Annotated in this window: 14 protein-coding genes; 11 read left to right on the top strand and 3 right to left on the bottom strand. The window is 67.0% G+C overall.

The window, feature by feature from the left end; genetic code table 11:
- Window positions 1-17 precede the first annotated feature (17 nt).
- From ATSB10_RS01925 to ATSB10_RS01895, 7 genes are all read left to right on the top strand, one after another.
- The gene (locus ATSB10_RS01925) at window positions 18-398 is read left to right on the top strand and encodes a tautomerase family protein (RefSeq protein ID WP_063670184.1); all 381 of its coding nucleotides are present in this window, start codon (window positions 18-20) and stop codon (window positions 396-398) included.
- 224 nt (window positions 399-622) lie between these two features.
- A complete protein-coding gene (locus ATSB10_RS01920) occupies window positions 623-2,179 on the top strand; it encodes an MBL fold metallo-hydrolase (RefSeq protein WP_063670183.1) in 1,557 nt (518 codons plus the stop codon).
- Between the two features lie 335 nt (window positions 2,180-2,514).
- The gene (locus ATSB10_RS01915; RefSeq protein ID WP_063670182.1) at window positions 2,515-3,057 is read left to right on the top strand and encodes a DUF2058 domain-containing protein; all 543 of its coding nucleotides are present in this window, start codon (window positions 2,515-2,517) and stop codon (window positions 3,055-3,057) included.
- Window positions 3,058-3,570: 513 nt separating this feature from the next.
- Complete coding sequence (locus ATSB10_RS01910) at window positions 3,571-3,984, top strand: VOC family protein (protein ID WP_063670181.1); 414 nt, start codon at window positions 3,571-3,573, stop codon at window positions 3,982-3,984.
- Between the two features lie 87 nt (window positions 3,985-4,071).
- On the top strand, window positions 4,072-4,575 hold the full coding sequence (locus tag ATSB10_RS01905; protein ID WP_063670180.1) for an SRPBCC family protein: 504 nt from the start codon (window positions 4,072-4,074) through the stop codon (window positions 4,573-4,575).
- 373 nt (window positions 4,576-4,948) lie between these two features.
- Window positions 4,949-6,607, top strand: a complete 1,659-nt coding sequence (locus ATSB10_RS01900) for a sensor domain-containing diguanylate cyclase (protein WP_063670179.1) — start codon at window positions 4,949-4,951, stop codon at window positions 6,605-6,607.
- A gap of 1,051 nt (window positions 6,608-7,658) precedes the next feature.
- Entirely contained in the window at window positions 7,659-7,991 is a 333-nt protein-coding gene (locus ATSB10_RS01895; protein ID WP_157468995.1) for an AraC family transcriptional regulator, read from the top strand.
- A 195-nt stretch (window positions 7,992-8,186) separates the two neighbouring features.
- On the opposite strand, the gene ATSB10_RS01890 is transcribed toward ATSB10_RS01895, so the two are convergent.
- Both ATSB10_RS01890 and ATSB10_RS01885 read right to left on the bottom strand, forming a co-directional pair.
- Window positions 8,187-8,417, bottom strand: a complete 231-nt coding sequence (locus tag ATSB10_RS01890; RefSeq protein ID WP_063670177.1) for a Tsi2 family anti-toxin — start codon at window positions 8,415-8,417, stop codon at window positions 8,187-8,189.
- Between the two features lie 296 nt (window positions 8,418-8,713).
- Window positions 8,714-10,213 (bottom strand): hypothetical protein, encoded by a 1,500-nt coding sequence (locus tag ATSB10_RS01885; protein WP_063670176.1) that lies wholly within the window; start codon window positions 10,211-10,213, stop codon window positions 8,714-8,716.
- A gap of 381 nt (window positions 10,214-10,594) precedes the next feature.
- Between ATSB10_RS01885 and ATSB10_RS01880 the strand changes: the two genes are divergently transcribed.
- The 3 genes from ATSB10_RS01880 to ATSB10_RS01865 all read left to right on the top strand — a co-directional run bounded on the left by ATSB10_RS01880 (window position 10,595) and on the right by ATSB10_RS01865 (window position 14,682).
- Window positions 10,595-12,907: an alkaline phosphatase D family protein gene (locus ATSB10_RS01880; RefSeq protein WP_236886470.1), complete on the top strand. Its 2,313-nt coding sequence runs from the start codon at window positions 10,595-10,597 to the stop codon at window positions 12,905-12,907.
- A 376-nt stretch (window positions 12,908-13,283) separates the two neighbouring features.
- Complete coding sequence (locus ATSB10_RS01870; RefSeq protein ID WP_063670173.1) at window positions 13,284-14,282, top strand: mechanosensitive ion channel family protein; 999 nt, start codon at window positions 13,284-13,286, stop codon at window positions 14,280-14,282.
- A gap of 178 nt (window positions 14,283-14,460) precedes the next feature.
- The gene (locus tag ATSB10_RS01865; RefSeq protein ID WP_063670172.1) at window positions 14,461-14,682 is read left to right on the top strand and encodes a hypothetical protein; all 222 of its coding nucleotides are present in this window, start codon (window positions 14,461-14,463) and stop codon (window positions 14,680-14,682) included.
- Between the two features lie 324 nt (window positions 14,683-15,006).
- Here ATSB10_RS01865 and ATSB10_RS01860 read toward each other — a convergent pair whose 3' ends face one another.
- Window positions 15,007-16,200: an FAD-binding domain gene (locus ATSB10_RS01860; RefSeq protein WP_205631084.1), complete on the bottom strand. Its 1,194-nt coding sequence runs from the start codon at window positions 16,198-16,200 to the stop codon at window positions 15,007-15,009.
- A gap of 67 nt (window positions 16,201-16,267) precedes the next feature.
- On the opposite strand from ATSB10_RS01860, the gene ATSB10_RS01855 reads away from it, so the two are divergent.
- A complete protein-coding gene (locus ATSB10_RS01855; protein WP_169816695.1) occupies window positions 16,268-16,915 on the top strand; it encodes a TetR/AcrR family transcriptional regulator in 648 nt (215 codons plus the stop codon).
- Window positions 16,916-16,994 lie beyond the last annotated feature (79 nt).

Below are 16,994 nucleotides of genomic sequence, written 5' to 3'. Positions count from 1 at the left end.
TTCGAAGGAGAACCCCCATGCCCCTCGTCCGCATCTCGCTGCGTCGCGGCAAGCCCGCCGCCCATCTCGCCGCCCTGCGCAACGGCGTCTACGAAGCCATGCGCGAGACCTTCGGCGTGCCGGAGGACGACCGTTTCATCCTGGTCCACCAGCACGATCCCGCGGAGTTCGACTGCGATCCGCAGTACCTCGGCATCGAGCGCAGCGACGACCTGGTGATCGTGCAGATCGTCTGCAACAACAGCCGCACGATGGCGCAGAAGCAGGCTTTCTATCGCCGCGTAGCGGAAAAGCTCGCCACCGCACCTGGGCTGCGCCCGGAAGACGTGTTCATCAACCTGGTGGAAACCGCGCGGGAGAACTGGTCGTTCGGCAACGGCGTCGCGCAGTACGCATGAGATGCCGAGCCGCGCCCGACTCGGCGCGGCGATCGAAGGTGCGTTGCCGGCGGCGGAACCGATGCACCGACAGCCTGGATCCCCCGGCGTAGCGCGGCACCGTTGGCGATGGCAGAAGTCTCCGGGGCAGCGCATCCCTGCCATCGGTCACGGCATGACTGACGCTACAGGCAGGCCCGCATACCGGTCGCTAGGGTCTCCCCTTCCCCACTGCCGGAACGACCATGCCAGCCCTGTCCCGACGTGCATCCGCCCTCGTCATCGCCCTGGCCCCCTTGGTCGCATTGCCCGCTGCCACCGCCGGCAACGCACCGGGCTGCGGGACGCTCACCCCGCGTGCCTGTCTGGATACCGCCATCGACGCGATGGGCGGGCGGGCCCGGCTCCAGTCCGTGTCGCACATCGAATGGCAGGGCATGGGCCACACGCTGCTGATGGAGCAGTCCTATCGTCAGGAGCCGTTCCTGGCCTCGTACCAGCGCTACCACGAGTGGCTGGACTTCGCCGGCGCACGCGTGCGCAGCGAGCAGACGCTGACCTGGCCGCAGGCCGGCGGCACCAGCCCCACCGACATCACCTCCACCTTGGTGATGACGCCCCAGGGAGGCGACTACCGCAGCGGCGAGCGCAGCCAGCCACTGCCGGGGAATGCCCGAGTCGTCCTGGACGAGCGGCTGCAGATGGAGCCGATGCGCCTGCTGCTCACTGCAGATCACGCCACTCATCTGCGCTACGGGAAGCCGCAGATGCTGCACGGCGTACTGCACACAAGCCTGGCTTTCGACGTGGACGGCCGCACCTGGCAGGTCCTGCTCGATCCGGTGACCCACCTGCCGGATGCGCTGCAGCGGACACGCACCTTCGACGACTTCTGGTACGCCTGGGGCGACGTCAGCGAGCAGATCGACTACGACAACTGGATCCTGGTCGACGGCTTCCACTATCCGAGCACGCGCATCGAGGAGCGCAACGGCAAGGTCTGGCGCTCGACCCAGGTGCTCACGGTAACCATCGATGGAGCCACGCCAGCGAGCACCTTCGACACCACCCACGCGCGGCCGGCCGACGGGACCTTCGCCAGTCGCTGGGAGCTGCCGTTCGATGGCAAGCATCCGGTCGCACTGGCACCGGGCGTGGACCTTTACCCCGGCGCCTGGAACACCGCGCTGATCAAGCAGGACGACGGCGTGGTGGTGCTCGAGTCGCCGATCTCGCCGGTCTATACCGCGGGCCTGCTCGACCTGGCCAGGCAGCGCTATCCCGATCTCCCGATCAAGGCGGTGCTGACCACCTCCGATTCGTGGCCGCACGCCGCCGGCGTGCGCGAAGCGGTCGCCCGGCACCTGCCGGTCTACGCGCTCGACCTCAACCTGCCCCTGCTGCAGCGCCTGGTGGACGCGCCCCACCGGATCCACCCGGACCACCTTCAGCGCCAGCCGGCCGCTCCCGACTGGCGCATCGTGTCCGGCCGCACCGTGATCGGCAGCGGCGCGCAACGGATCGAGCTTTACCCGCTTCGCGGCGCGGATACGGGACGCCAGTACATGGTCTATTTCCCGGCATCCAGACTGCTGTACGCGAGCGACACGCTGGTGCTCGATCCGAAATCCGGCGCGCTGTACCAGCCGGAGCTGATGGCCGAGGTGGCGCAGGCAGTCGACCGCGCGCACCTGGACGTGCGCACGGTGTTCGCCATGCATCAGGGGCCGACGCCCTGGAAGCAGGTGCTTGCCCTGCTGAAGGCAGCCAACAAGGGGGCCACGAAAGGTGGTACGGATTGATGCCCTGGTGCCACGTCGCGAAAGCAAACAGGCGCCAGGAAGCGGTACACCAGATCCAACCGCAGAACGCCGCCTTGAAGCTTGTCCTCAAGCTGGGCTTTGCCCAGGAGGGACGTTGGCGTGAAGCGGACTTCTGGGGCGCGGGATCACGAGTTGCTGTTGTTTGCGCTGCTCCGCCAGGACCGATCAGATAGTGTGACCCACGGGGGCGGTGAGTCGCTCGCTTCAAGACCGTGCGCCCGGCCCCTGCTTCCTATACAGATCGGGCAAATCAGACTCCGTTCCGTTCGACCACGGCACTACAATGGCCTGCCCATTCACGACGTGACCCTACCGTGCGCAACCCCCTGCAGGATCAACTTCTCAAGGCAGGCCTGGTCAACAAGGCCAAGGTCAACCAGGTAGCGCGCGAGCAGGCCAAGCAGAAGCAGGGCAAGCAGGGCGCGGCGGTGCCGCGGGAGCAGGGCGTCGATGTGGAACGCCTGAAGGCGGAGCGCGGCGAACGCGACCGCGCGCTGGCCGCCGAGCGCAATGCCCAGGCCCGTGCCGCCGAGCTGCGCGCGCAGATTCGCCAGATCATCGACACGCACAGGGTCAAGCGCAGCGGCGAGATCGACTATCGCTTCACCGACGGCAAGGCGATCCGCAGCGTGCTGGTGAACGAAGCCCTGCGCAGCCAGCTCGCCAGCGGCACGCTGGTGATCGCGCGGCTCGACCAGGGCTACGAACTGATCCCCCGCGCCGCAGCCGAGAAGATCTACGAGCGCGATGCCGGCGCCATCGTCCTCGATCACGGCCGCGGCGGATCCGAGGCACCAGCCAGCGAGGACGACGCCTACTACGCCCGGTTCCAGGTACCGGACGACCTGATCTGGTAGGTCTCCGCAGAGGGAGCGGACTCGACGCTTCACTGCAGGCGCCATCGGACAGCGCGATCCGCCCGCGGCCTTTCTCTCCGACATGCAGAGCCCCCTCGCCTTTCCCGCGACGGTCCCGACACGCGGCGCGATGCCGGCATGCTGGACGCCATTCAGTCCGGCTGTCGCACTGGGCCCATCGTCCTGGAGAGGCCGAACGGGCCCGGGTTCGCCGCCCTCATCCATCGCGCCGGCCCCGGCGCCGTGTGGATCCGGAGCCCAGGCCAGGGAGCACCCTCTCCTACGGCCATGGGGCACGAATTCCCTGGCCTCCGGTCGCCTCCCGGAAAAGGCTTCCGCCCCACCATGTCGAGCCAATCCACCCGTCCGGCCCAGCCGGCCAGGTCCGCCAGACACCGGAGCGCCGGATCCGGCGCCCGTTCCGCCCCGGGGGCCTGTCGATTTCCTTCCGCCCCGTTCGTCGGCTCAACGACGCGGCGATCCCGCCGCGGCATCCATCCAAAGGAAAAGTGCATGAGCAAGCTGATCTTCATCAACCTGCCGGTGAAGGACCTGGAGCGGTCGAAGGCGTTCTACGAGGCGTTGGGCGCAGGCAACAACCCCGCCTTCAGTGACGATACCGCCGCGTGCATGGTGTTCTCGGACACGATTCACGCGATGCTTCTCACCCACGAGAAGTGGCGCCAGTTCACCAGCAAGCCGATCGTCGATGCGCACGCGAACGCGCAGGTGCTGCTTTGCCTGTCGGCAGACAGCCGCGACGAGGTGTCCAGCCTGGTCGCCAAGGCCAGCAGCGCCGGCGGCAAAGCTGACCCCACGCCCGTGCAGGACTACGGCTTCATGTACGGACGCAGCTTCGAGGATCCCGATGGTCATATCTGGGAAGTGATGTGGATGGACCCCAACGCCATCCCACCGCACGCCTGAGCAAGCCAGGCGGGATGGGTTCGAGTCGCAAAACAGCGAACCCGCCCCTGTTGTGCCCCCCGTTTCCCAAACCGCAGGAGAAGGCTGGTGGATGCAGAAAAAGAGACTGCCAGTGGCAACCATGCCACCGACGTGAAGCGGGTCTCCGACCGTGAAATGGTGGTGACGCGCCTGTTCGACGCACCGGCGCGCCGCGTATTCGAGGCGTGGACCAAGCCGGATCTGTTCCGCCAATGGTGGACGCCGGCCTCGTTCGGCATCACCTTCCTGGCCTGCGAGATGGACGCCCGCACGGGCGGCACCTACCGCCTCGAGCTCGGCCACCCCTCGTCGGACCAGCCGATGACGTTCTTCGGCCGCTACCTGGAGGTGACGCCCTGCTCCAAGGTGGTCTGGACCAACGAGGAGGGCGGCGACGGCGGTGCGGTCACCACGGTGACCTTCGAGGAACAGGACGGGCAGACGCGTGTCGTCATGCACGACCTCCATCCGTCGAAGGAGGCGCTGGACGAGACCATGGCGTCCGGCGGCAGCGACTGCGCGGCGGAGCAGTTCGCGCAGTTGAACGAGCTGCTGAACGGCGCGCACTAGCCGCGCCGGGCTCCCGCCGGATCGCTCCCCGGCGGGCAAGCCGCAGAGGGGCCGGGGGCGATGATCCCGGCCGGATTGCCTGCGCCCCCGTTCCCCGCCGGTCAATGCCCCGACCGCGATTTCCCGGTGAGCAGACCGCTGTCGTAGACGATCTTTCCGCCGACCAGCGTCAGCTCGCTGTGGATGCCGGGCAGTTGTCGGGTCGGCCAGCATGCCCGGGGCGCCGCCATGTCGCGATCGAGGCCCCGCTCACCCCACCGGACAAACCGTTCAGGATCGGGCTCCACCGCGGAGTGCCGGCCGCCTCCCCGGTGCGCCCGCTCCCTGCTTTCGCTGGACTGGATGCCAGCGCTTCGGTGAGGATAAAAGACAAATGGCCGTCCCCCCCACGTCGCCCGGAGAACTGCTGCAACTGCTTCCCGAGGCGGTGGTGCAGACGGATGCGCTGTGGACCATCACCTACCTGAATCCCGCCTGGCACAAGCTCACCGGCCATTCGGTGGATGAGGCGCTCGGCCGGTCCCTGCTCGACTTCGTGCATCCCGACGACACGGGAACCCTGAGAGCAGGCATGCCGGTGTTCCGGTTGCGCCTGGCAACGTCGGACTATCGCTGGATGCGTCTGCATATGCAGCCGAAGACCGACGCGGCAGATCGGGTGATCAGTCGCCAGGGTGTGCTGATCGAGATCACCGAGATCACCGAGCAGGTGCTGATCGAGGTCCGCCAGCGCTTCCTGCGGCTGCTGGAAACCATCGACGGCGTGGTCTGGGAGGCCGAGCTCGGTGTGGGCAATACGTTCCTCAGCCCGCAGGTCGAGCGCCTCTTCGGCTACACGGTGGAAGAGTGGCGGTCCGACCCGGGCTTCTGGCGGCATCACGTACATCCCGATGACCTGCCGGCGGCACTGGTCATCGACGATGCCGCATACCACGCGACGCACAGTTATGCGTACGAGATGAGTTACCGGCTGATTGCCAAATCCGGCAAGGTCGTCTGGGTGCGCGACCTGTGTCGCGTGGATGTCGACAAGGGACGTCCGAATCGCATGATCGGCCTGATGATCGACGTGACCCAGCAGAAAAACACCGAGCTCGAACTGCTGCAATCGGACAACCGCTATGCGCTCGCCACCCGCGGATCCAATGACGGCATCTGGGATTGGAACCTGCAGACGGACGTGCTGCATGTGTCCCAACGCTTCAATGAGATTATCGGGCTGGACGACGGCGGCCACCTGCACGATGGCGGCTGGAACTTTCTGCAACAGCTCATCGATCCCGATGACCACGAGCGCGTGCAAGCGGCGTACCGCCGGCACCTGTCGGGCAACCGCCCGAACTTTTCGGTGGATTTCCGCGCGCGCCACGGATCGGGACGATCGGTGTGGCTCAATTGGCGCGGGGTCGCCCAGTTCGAAGACGGCGTCGCCGTGCGGATGGCCGGGTCACTGAGCGACCTGGCCGAACGCGGCAGCTCCTACGACGCCCTGACCAACCTGCCCGGCCGGCCGTTGTTTCGCGATCGCCTCGAGCACGCCATCGCGCTGCATCAGGACCGGGCGTCCAGAGGCGGCGAGCCGCGGACTGCGGGCGACAACACCATGTTTGCGGTGCTGCTGCTGGACCTCGATCGGTTCAAGGCCGTCAATGACACCCTTGGACACCATGTGGGCGACCAGCTCCTGCAGCAGGTGGCGCGCCGGCTCGAATCCTGCGTGCGGGCGATCGATCTCGTCGCTCGCATGAGCGGAGATGAGTTCAACGTGCTGCTCGAGTCGGTCGATCACGCCGACGCAACCGACCGTGCCCACCAGATTGCCGCCGCGCTCGCGGCCCCCTACCGCATCGGCCCGCACACCGTGACTTGCGGCGCGAGCATCGGCGTGGTCAGCAGCCGGGCCGGCTTCGCCACCACCGACGACTACCTGCGCGCCGCGGACGCCGCCATGTACCAGGCCAAGAGCCAGGCATTGGGCGTATGCGTTTTTTCGGGGAGTGAGGGCAAAAAAAAAGGGAGCAGGTTCATCTGATCGCGGGTTGTTCAAGAACGGGTTTCAGAGTCGAAATTGCACAGCGGGCGCCATGAAAAGCGCGCCCTGACCACCGCCCTTTCCCAGCGGCATCGCTACCTGCGGGAACTGCACCAAATCCGATGGCGGGAGTACTGCGCCGGGCATGTCCACGCGCAGATAGCCAACCTGCCGCACCGCCGCCGTCGTCGCCCCGCTCACCGCTCGATACGACGTGCGTCCCGGGGACACCCGAGCGAAGTTCGCAGAACTGCGGACGACGCTGTCCGCATCGCGTCCGTTGTCCGCAGCGAGTGTCCGCGGACGGACGGCGCTTTTTCCAGGCGAGGGCGAAAACGCCGTAGCCATGCGCTTTCCGACGGCACGCGCGTGCTGGCACGGCCCTTGCCACTTCCACCGTTGAAAGCTTCAACCTCACTCAACGGAGAGCCGCCATGTCATTCAAAATCGAAACCCTGCTGCTGCGGAGCCTGTTCGGAAGCTGCGTGCTGATCTGCGCGATCGGCGTTGTCAGCATGCTGCTGGCATGACCGGACGATTTCTTGCCCATCCGGGCAGATGTCGCAGACAACTCGCCTGCGTGTCGCCATCCGGTGGAACCACCCGCCGGATGGCAGCGGACGATGTGCATCGAGACGTTCGGCGGCGTGCCGCGATCGAACGCAGGGTCCGCGCATGTTGTGTACGGGTAAATGCCGCCCCCAGGCAATCTATCCCCTTCCCCCTTCGATAAGAAGGTCGCCGCTCTGAACCATACCCTCTCGATTCGCTCCCTCTCCCATCGTGTCGCCCGTGGTCTGGCTTCGGCCTGTGTCGCAGGTGCCTTGGCCGCGGCAGGCATCTCCCCGGCCAGTGCGCAGTCCACCGCGGGCACCGCCGCAGGCGAGGTGCCTGCGGGCGACAGGGTCACCACACACAACGAGCACACCAGTGCCTGTCGAACGATGACAGTGGGCGCTATTGGCCGCTACGCGGCATCGGACCTTCCACTCGGCGAGTACAGCGTGGCGCTTGCGCGGGACGGACAGGCGATCGCCCTCAGCTGCCACCTTTGCCGGCATTGACCGGGCTGTCGGAACGACTTGCATCCACGCACCTGGCGGATCCCGCCGCGCTGGAAGAAGCCGCCATCGAGCCGGCCGCCGGCGCACTGCATGTCGATGCCGTCCACCGTCCTTCGTCAGTCGCGCCGACGGCGCGCGATGCGTGCCGGGTTTCCGATGCCGCGAGCTGGATCGAAACCCGCGCGCACGAAGACGGCGGTGCGCCGTCGCTGGATGTGCTGGCACACTTGGCCGGCCTCAGCCCATGGCATTTTCTGCGCGTGTTCCGCAGCGTGATGGGCATGAGCGCCAGCGCATACCGGGCTGCGCAGAAGCACTGAGTGCTGGCCGGTCCGATTGACGGCGCGTGGCCCGGTCGCACCAGGCCCCGATCGCCCGCAACGGGTTTCGATGCCTTACGGCCGTCGGTCCTGCCCCCACTCCTCTCTTCACACGTCGATGGAAGAGCCGTCGAACGCAGGCAGACCCGCTTCCGATCGAAGTGCAAGGAACCTGTCCTCGTTATCCTGCCCTCACTATCCAGAGGCCAGCAGGTCATAAGGCGGAAGGTTGCTGCTATCCCGCTCCTCGGCTTCGTAGGCAACACGCAATGCATCGGCGGCGCGCACGTAACCGGCAAGCAGATCTTCCCGATCGGTCAGATCGTCATCATCCCCGGCCCGGTTCACCTCTTCACTCAGTAGGCGGATCTGCGCCCGCACCGCCTGCACCGCCATCAGCAGGGTCTGACCATCGACTTGAGCCATGACGTTTACTCGGCAAGATATCGCCAGCGAACAGGACCGGATTCACTTCGCCACCCCATTCAAGTGACTCCGTACCCGCGGGCCACCATGGTAGCGTTCTCCGCAGCAAGCGTTTCATGAGGTCCGCGCAGCCCCCGCTGCCCCTCGCATCGCCAAACCGCCGGCGCCGGCCATGACGATACCCGCCGAGCCCCGCGCCTTGGCCCACTGACATGGGCAGCAGCCGCGGGGCTGTACCTGCCGGATCGCCCATCGCCGCCACGCACGGGCAGCGAGGGCGATCGTCGCTGTCGCGATCAGCGGCGCACGAAATCGGGAAGTGCCCGGTACAACGACGCCAGATGCTGCAACAAGGCCTGCTGATCGCCATCCAGTGCGGCGCGTCGGGATGCGTCGTCCAGGCTCGCAAAGGGGCCTTGCCTCCTGGCCCGGGCCAACTTCGCGGCAAGCAGGCGATCGCCCAGCAACAGGCGGAGCGCGGGTTCATCCGCGGTATTGAGGTCAACCACCAGCGGCAGTTTGCGCTCGACCGACCAGGGTTGTTCCGCGATCCGCACGTCCGGGTCGGCCAGCCACAGCGACGGCCCGAGTGCGGCATCAAGCGCCGTCTGGCCGGCCGCGACACGGGCGTCCAGCTTCGCAAGCGCGCGACGATAGGCCTTCAGTGCCGGCACAAACCCCGTGAGTGCGCCGCGTGCCCCTATGCAGGAAAGCTGCTCGGCCTGGTCATGCAGCGCCATCGAAGCAGTGGCACCGTAGGTGACGTCCAGGAACAGGCGCGTCACATCGTCCTTTTCTCCGGGATAGACCTCGCCCCACGCGCGCACCAGCGCGACCAACGGTGCCTGTGCCGGCCATTTGCCGACATGGGCGAGCACCTGCACCAGTTGGGCGTAGCGATGCGCTACCGCCTTGCTATCGGCCCCCACGTCGAGCAGCCGATACAGGAAGGTCGCGGCCACCCCCTCGGAGGCCATCATCTGGTCGCCCGACTTGAGATGACACGGATCGGCGGGCAGCGACGTTTCAGCGGCCAGCCAGCGCGCGTAGGCATCGCCATTCTCGCCGGGTGGCGCCGGCGCGAACACGAAATCGTTGTGCGGCACCGCCGTCTCGCGCACCCAGGTTTCGCGCCGGCTCAACCAGAGATCGGCCGCCGACGCCGCCGACCGTCCCTCCACCCTGGCGCGAAAGCCAGGCGTCACGGTCATGCGCGCTGCCAGTGGCTGCATCTGTATGCCGAAGCCCTCGTCGAAGGCGGTGACCGGATCGGTCACCGTGAACACCGAATGTGGCTGGCGCGAGGGCGTGGGCGGAACCGGGCCCAGCAGGCGACGCAGCAGCACATGGCCGTACTCGTGCGCCAGCACTTCCTCGAACAGGCCATCTTCCAGCGAGGCGCGGTCCAGCGTGATGTCGATGAAATAGTCCTGGCAGAAGGCAGGTCGACCCGGCGCACGTTCCACATAGAGGTCCTTGCGGGCAAAGCCGCCGTCCTCGTCGGAGATGTAGATCGCGATGCCGTTGCCGAGCGACGGACAGCTCGCCGGATGACTCCCGACCCTCCGCACCTGCGCGTCGATCGCCGGCAACATCTCCGCCACCCCGCTGGCGAGCACGGCGCGTACGCGCGACTCGAGCGGACCGTGGTAAGGCCTGGCGACAGGAACGAGGCGACCGTCCGGAGCCTTCAGCTCCAGCGCGTGACCCGCCCCGTCGTGTACCGGTTCCAACAGTTGAAAGGATTCCGCCGGCACGCCGGCATACGCTGGCAGGCTTACCAGTGCCAGCCACATGCATGTAAACCAAGGCTTTCGCATCACTTCGCTCCGGATCGACTGCGGCGCGGGGCGTGACGATCGAGCCCGCGGCGCCGCGCCATCCTAGAGGGCCGCCGGCGGCGCGACGCAGTGCAGGTTGTCCTTAGGTCCAAAGTCACGCACGCCTCATGCGCCTGGGGTCTCCCCGGGCTTCGGCGCCCCTTGCGACCGCTGCGCCACCATCGCTTCCGCGCCGGCCGGCGCCATGCAGCGCCACGCCAGGACATCCGGCGCGTCGAACCCGGCCCGTTCGTGCCCTCGATGGACGACACCCACGCGATACCCGCCTGCCCGGACCGCCCCAACCGCTTCCCCGGACTCTTACACTCCGCCTGCCGTGGGGTCACGGAGGGCGCGATGCTCTGCTTTACCGGCGTGCGCGCGACGCGGCGTGCGATATCCGCAGGGGCCGTTCCCAGCTCCGAAGCGAAGATGCGGCCCGCCCAGCCATCAGACCGTTCCCGCCTCCCGCCCGCATGCGTTCCACACCCCTCCCCTGCTTCAACACCTGGCGGTACTTCCGGCACGCTCACCGGCCCGATCGGCGGGGCTAGCGTGGCGGCTGTTCGACCAACGCAGGCAGGCATCGACATGCCGACGCTCGACCGCCGCCAGTTCCTCAAGCTCGCTGCCGCCATGGGCGCTACCCTGGCCTCCGGCTGCGTGCCCTCGCGTCCATCCGCCAGTGGCTGGCACGAGCGCCGTGACCTGTTCCCACAGGGCGTCGCCTCGGGCGATCCCGACCATCACAGCGTCCTGCTTTGGACACGTCGCCCGTACTCCGATGGTCGCGAGGGTGCCACGCTGCGGGCCGAAATCGCGGAGGATCCGGCATTCACGCGCGTGATCGCGACTGCGACGGCGCCGATACTCGCCAAGGCCGACTGGACCTGCCGCGTGTTGGTCGGCGACCTGCCACCGGCCGGCGAATACTGGTACCGCTTCGTCGACAATGAGGGCCACGGCAGCCGGATCGGCCGCACGCTGACCGCACCCGCGCCCGACGATCCGCGCCCCGCGCGCTTCGCCTTCGTCAGTTGCCAGACGATCTGCGAGGGCGCGCAGAATGCCTACCGCAAGATGATCTTCGAGGACGAACGCGCGGCGCCCGATGAGCGGCTCGGCTTCGTGCTGCACCTGGGCGACTTCTTCTACGAGGTCGTGCAGACCCCGGACCAGGTCCGGAACGGTCATCGCTACGACCGCATCATCAAATTCCCGGTGGCGTTCACGCATGGCCGGAAGGTCGCCAACAACCGCTTCACCGTGCCGGGTTCGCTGGACGACTACCGCGCGCTCTACCACGCCTACCTGCTCGACCCGGACATCCAGGACGCGCGCGCCCGCTTTCCGTTCGTGGCGATGTGGGACAACCACGAGTTCTCCTGGCAGGGCTGGCAGTCGATCCAGGAGTTTCCTGGCGAGGCCGGGCCGATCCCCGCGCAGACACTGAAGGTCGCGGCCAACCAGGCCTGGTTCGAATACCAGCCGGCGCGGGTCACACCGCCGGAACGCTCGCTGGCCAGCTTCGATGCGCCGCACGTAGTGGATACGCCAATCACCGAGTTCGACGATCACGGCCTGGGACGCGAAGCGAACAACCTTGCCGCCATCGACAGCCTGATCGGCTATCGCGCGCTACGCTGGGGCCGGCACATCGATCTGATGATCACCGACCAGCGCAGCTTCCGCTCGCACGACCCGGCGAACCGCAACGAGCTCGGCCCGCTGTTCGCGGGCGTGCCCTTCAGTTTCTATCCGGAGACACTGGCGATGGAGATCGACGCCGGCCGCGCGTTCGCCGATGGCCATCCGCCGGCCACGCTCTCCTTCGGCGACAGGACCATCGCCAATTTCCGCGCCGACGAGCCCGCCCAGACGATACTGGGCGCGACGCAGAAGGCGTGGTTTCTCCAGCGTCTGCGCACTGCGAACGCTACCTGGAAGATCTGGGGCAATTCGCTGGGCACGCCCGACTGGCGCATCGATCCGCAGCACCTGCCGCCCGAGCTTGGCAAGTGGACCGACGGCTATGGCGTGCTGGCCAGCGGCGACTGGGGCACCACTTACCGCGAACGCGCGGAGATCTTCGACACCGTGCGCGATGCGGGGATCACCGGCTTCGCCATCCTGTCGGGCGATCGCCACAGCTTCTGGGCAGGCCTTGCCACCAAGGCCTTGCCGCCGGCCGCGTTCGAGCCGGTCGGAGTCACCTTCGTCGTCGGTTCGATCTCCGCCCCGGGCATGGCCGAGGCGAACGAGCACAACCTCAAGGAGACCGACCCATTGCGCCCGCTGTTCGTCGCCAACCCGGGCGGTGGCCCGCCGCAGCCCACCGTCAACCTGTTGCTGCACCACGGCGTGCGTTCGGCACTGGAATACGCGCGCAGCGGTGACTTGGCGAAGGCGCACGCGGCGCGCAATCCGGAGATGGCTCCGCATCTGAATTTCGTCGACATGGGCGGCCACGGCTACGCCACCGTGCGCGTCGATGGCACATCGATGACGACCGATTTCGTCTGCATCCCGCGGCCGATAGAACGCAGCCCAGGTGTCGATGGCGGCCCGTTGCGGTATCGCGTCCGCCACACGATTCCACTCTGGCGGGCGGGCGAACGACCGACGATGCATCAATCGGTGTTGGAGGGCGACGCCGGCCTCGCGGTTTAGCCCGAAAAGGGACGGAGCCGATCAAGAGCAAGCCTGCCGGCGACGGGCAGCCCGCCGATCGATCGGACCGTCCCGTTCAAGCTCCGTGGCGATCGTTCCCTCAGCGGCGGCCGCGTCTCAAGCTGCCCAGTGTCCCGCTGCATCCAGCGCAACGGGACATCGACAAGGGCGCGACCTTTCTCCACGCGAACGTTCGCCACCACTTCAGGCGTCTGCGTTGCAACGCTCTTCGCGATCGCGGCATGGCCCTGCATGCGTTCGTCCTGATGGACAACCTCTTCCATCTGCTGGTGACGCTCGATGTGAACGGGGTGCTGTCTGGGGCCGCCTCATCGGGTGGACTTCCCGATCACTTTCGCTCGGGCATGCTGCGTCGATGCTCCTCGCACCCCTCGATACACACCTGGACGCAGTCGGTCAGCGCCTGCTCAACGAAGGTTACCGGCTGCTGGCTGGGCTTCCACTGCTGGCGCTGGCGTTGCTGGTCGTCACGCTGGCGTGGTGGCTCGGTGGCTGGGTCACACGTAGGCATCTGTTCATCACGCACAGCTATGCCAACCCCTTCCTGCGCGAACTGGTGGGCACCACCGTACGCTGGGCCGTACTCCTGACCGGCGTGCTGATCGCGCTGGAGATCATGAACGCCACCGCGCTGGTGGGCGCCGTGCTCGGCACTGCGGGCGTCCTGGGCGTGGTGCTCGGTTTCGCGTTCAAGGAAATCCTGGAGAACTACCTGGCCGGCATCCTGCTGAGCCTGCGCCAGCCCTTCGCGCCGGATGACCATGTCGAAATTGCCGGCCAGGAGGGCGTGGTGGCATCGCTCAACGCGCGCTCCACCGTGCTGATGACACTGGATGGCAACCACGTGCGCCTGCCCAACGCGCTGGTATTCGGCAGCGTCATTCTCAACTACACGCGCAATCCGCGACGACGCTTCGAGATACAGGTCGGCATCGGCGTCAACGAAGACCTCATCGCCGCCCAGCGTATCGGCGTGACCGAGATGCAGCGCATGGCCGGCGTGATCGACGAGCCGCCGCCGCGGGCGTCGATCCTCTCGCTGGGCGACTCCAACGTGGTGGTCGCGTTCCATGGCTGGGTCGACCAGCGGGCGCACGAGTTCACACAGGTCCGCAGCGAAGCCATCCGCCAGGTCAAGGCGGCGCTCGATGCCGCCGGCATGGACATGCCCGAGCCGATCTATCGTGTGCAGCTGCACGAAGCGCGTGCCACCGGCAAACCGTCCATACCCCCCGCAACGCAACGCGAGGAAGTACCCGATACCCGGGCCACCCGCGACATCACCCGACAGATCGCAGCCGAACCCTCGAGCCTGCGTGACAACCTGCTCGATCCCGAGGCACCCAGGGAGTGAGGGCACGGCGGACCGTGCGAAAGGGACAACGCAGCTCCCTGGCAGGTCGCCGCCCGCCACGAGCGCCACCGGCAAGCGCTGATCGTGCGGATCCACCCCACGCCGCTCCTCTGCTTCCTGGCATGCAAGTCTGCAAAGGCGCAAGCTCGGATATGTCGACCACGCCAAGGCATTACTCATGACCAGCATTTCAGGCACGACCTCCAACGGCTACACCTACGAGGGCGACTACGAGCAGGCCAATGCCGACCGCATCAACTGGAGCGCGACCTACCGGCTCAGGGGCATCTTCTTCGGCATGCGCCACGGACGCATCAACGAACTGCTGGAAATCCCGGCAGAGGAATTCGGCGACATGGTGAAAGACGCCATCGACCTGACCTGGGTGCAAACGAATTAGGTTTCGCCTGCCCGCACGTTCGGCGTCGGCGTTGAAGGCGGGCAAGGTCTCGAAATTGGCTGCAGCGCCGTTGCCGCATCCATCCCGCCATCCCACTGCAACGCTGCAACTGTCCCTGCCCGCCCCGTCGGGGCTCCTTCGCGCGGGATCGATCGAAGCCGGGCGGATGTCACGAACGGGGCCGCGTGGCTTGCTGCGCAGCGACTTTGGAGAGACAGGGCTCCGGCGCTCCATTGAACCCTCCGGGAGAGCGGGACGGGCTCATCACGTCCCCTCATCCCCGAAACCAGGATCGGGAGAGTGCACTCTACCCCCTGTTTTGTTCTACAGGTCGTATTCGGGCAGTTCGAAATCGTCCCGCACACTGCGCCCGGCGATCAGCCGGGTCAGCCACGGCAGGTTCATCGCGCGGATACCCATGTTGCGCAGCCAGATGCCGGCATGGGTGCGTGCCGCGAAGAAGTTGACGACGCCTTGTGCGGCGCGCTGCTTGCGGGCGATGAGTGGGCGCAACCTGGCCTCGTACGCCTGGAACGCACGCCGGTGGTCGCCGTTGGCGCGCAGCAATTCGCCCGTCATGACGTATGCCTCGGTCATCGCCAATCCCGTGCCCTCGCCGCCCATCAGCGAGATGCATGCGGCCGCGTCGCCGACCAGCGCCACCCGCCCGCGTGACCAGGCCGGCATGCGCACCTGGCTGACCACGTCGAAATAGAGATCCTCGGCGCGATCCATGGCATCGAGCATGCGCGGACATTCCCAGCCGGCATCATCGAACTCGTCTCGCAGCACCTGTCTGCGCGCCTGCAGGCTGCCGGGATCGGCGGTCTCCTCGCTGCGGAACACGAACAGGAACAGGCTGCGGTTGTCTCGCAGGGTGAACCGCGCGGCCTGCTTGCCGGGTGCGCTGTGGGTCACGTAGACCAGTTCGTCGCGCGGCCGGTAGCCCTCCACCACGCACGCCGCCACCCGGCAGCCCAGGTAGTGTTCGTAATCCGCGTCCGGCCCGAACACCTGCCGTCGCACATTCGAGTGCAGGCCGTCGGCACCGATCACCAGGTCGAACGCGCGCTGCCTGCCGCTGCGCAGGGTCAGACCGACCGCGTCGTCGTGCGCGTCGATCGCGGTGATGCTGTCGTCGAACAGCGTCTCGCAACGATGCGCCACCGTGGCGTAGACCGCTGCCGCCAGGTCGCCGCGCGGAAGGCTGGTGAAACATCCGCCCGCCAGCCGCTCGAAGGCGTCCGTGCGCATGCTCGCGCGCACCCGACCCGCATCGTCGACCGCCTCCAGACGCTGCACCTGGTAGCCGGCGTCACGCACCGCCTGCTCGATGCCCATGCGCTGGGCGACGCGGTACCCCACGCCCCAGAAATCGATCACGTAGCCCCCGGTGCGGAAGGCCGGCGAGTGCTCGATCAGGGTCGGCTCGTGCCCGGCGCGCAGCAGCCAGTGCGCCAATGCCGGGCCCGCCACGCCCGCGCCGCTGATGGCGACACGCAAAGGAGTCGATGTCATCGGAAAGTCCTTGCCTGAGGGATGCCAAGGCCCAGCACCGCCCGCTATGCTGGGCATGACCCGAAATATGACTGACTGGTCAGTCATAATCAAGGACGCGTTACGCATGGCCCCCAGGAAAGTCGACAAGCAGGCACGGCGCGAGGACATCCTCGCCGCCGCCATGGGCGTATTCGCCACGCATGGCTACCGCCAGACCACCATCGACCAGATCGCCGACGCCACCGGCATCAGCAAGGGTGCGGTCTACCTGAGTTTTGCCAGCAAGGAAGACCTGTTCTACGCCCTCTTCGAGCAGATGACCCAGGCCGCCATGCACCTGCCGGACGCCTCCGGAGAGGGTCCGCCCGCCTCGGCGAAAGCGCAGATCCAGGCGCTGTTCGACGGCATGCTGGCGATGATCGACGCCAACGAACACCTGATTCCGCTGACCCTGGAGTTCTGGTCCGCCTGCGGCGTGGAGGAAACCCGCGAACGTTTCGGCGGCCGGTTTGCCGAGCTGTTCGGCGCCTTCCGCACCCTGCTTTCAGGCCTCATCGAACAGGGCGTCCAACGCGGCGAGTTCCGCGACGGCCTGCCGGTCCAGGCGCTGGCTTCCGCCGTCATGGCCATGATCGACGGCCTGCTGTTGCAGCAATGGACCGATCCGGACATTCGCGCATCGCAGATCACGCGCGCCGCTCTGCCTTTTTTGCTGCGCGCGCTGGATGTCTGAAAGCCGGAGTCTCTATCCGCCGCCAGCGCCAATACCCGAACCAAACAGGGCTCAGAGTGCGCTTTCCGGGGTGTGTGCC

It is taken from the genome of Dyella thiooxydans (assembly GCF_001641285.1).
GTDB lineage: Bacteria > Pseudomonadota > Gammaproteobacteria > Xanthomonadales > Rhodanobacteraceae > Dyella_A > Dyella_A thiooxydans.
The sequence above is the reverse complement of the archived record's forward strand: the minus strand, read 5'-3'. Positions and strand labels throughout refer to the sequence as shown.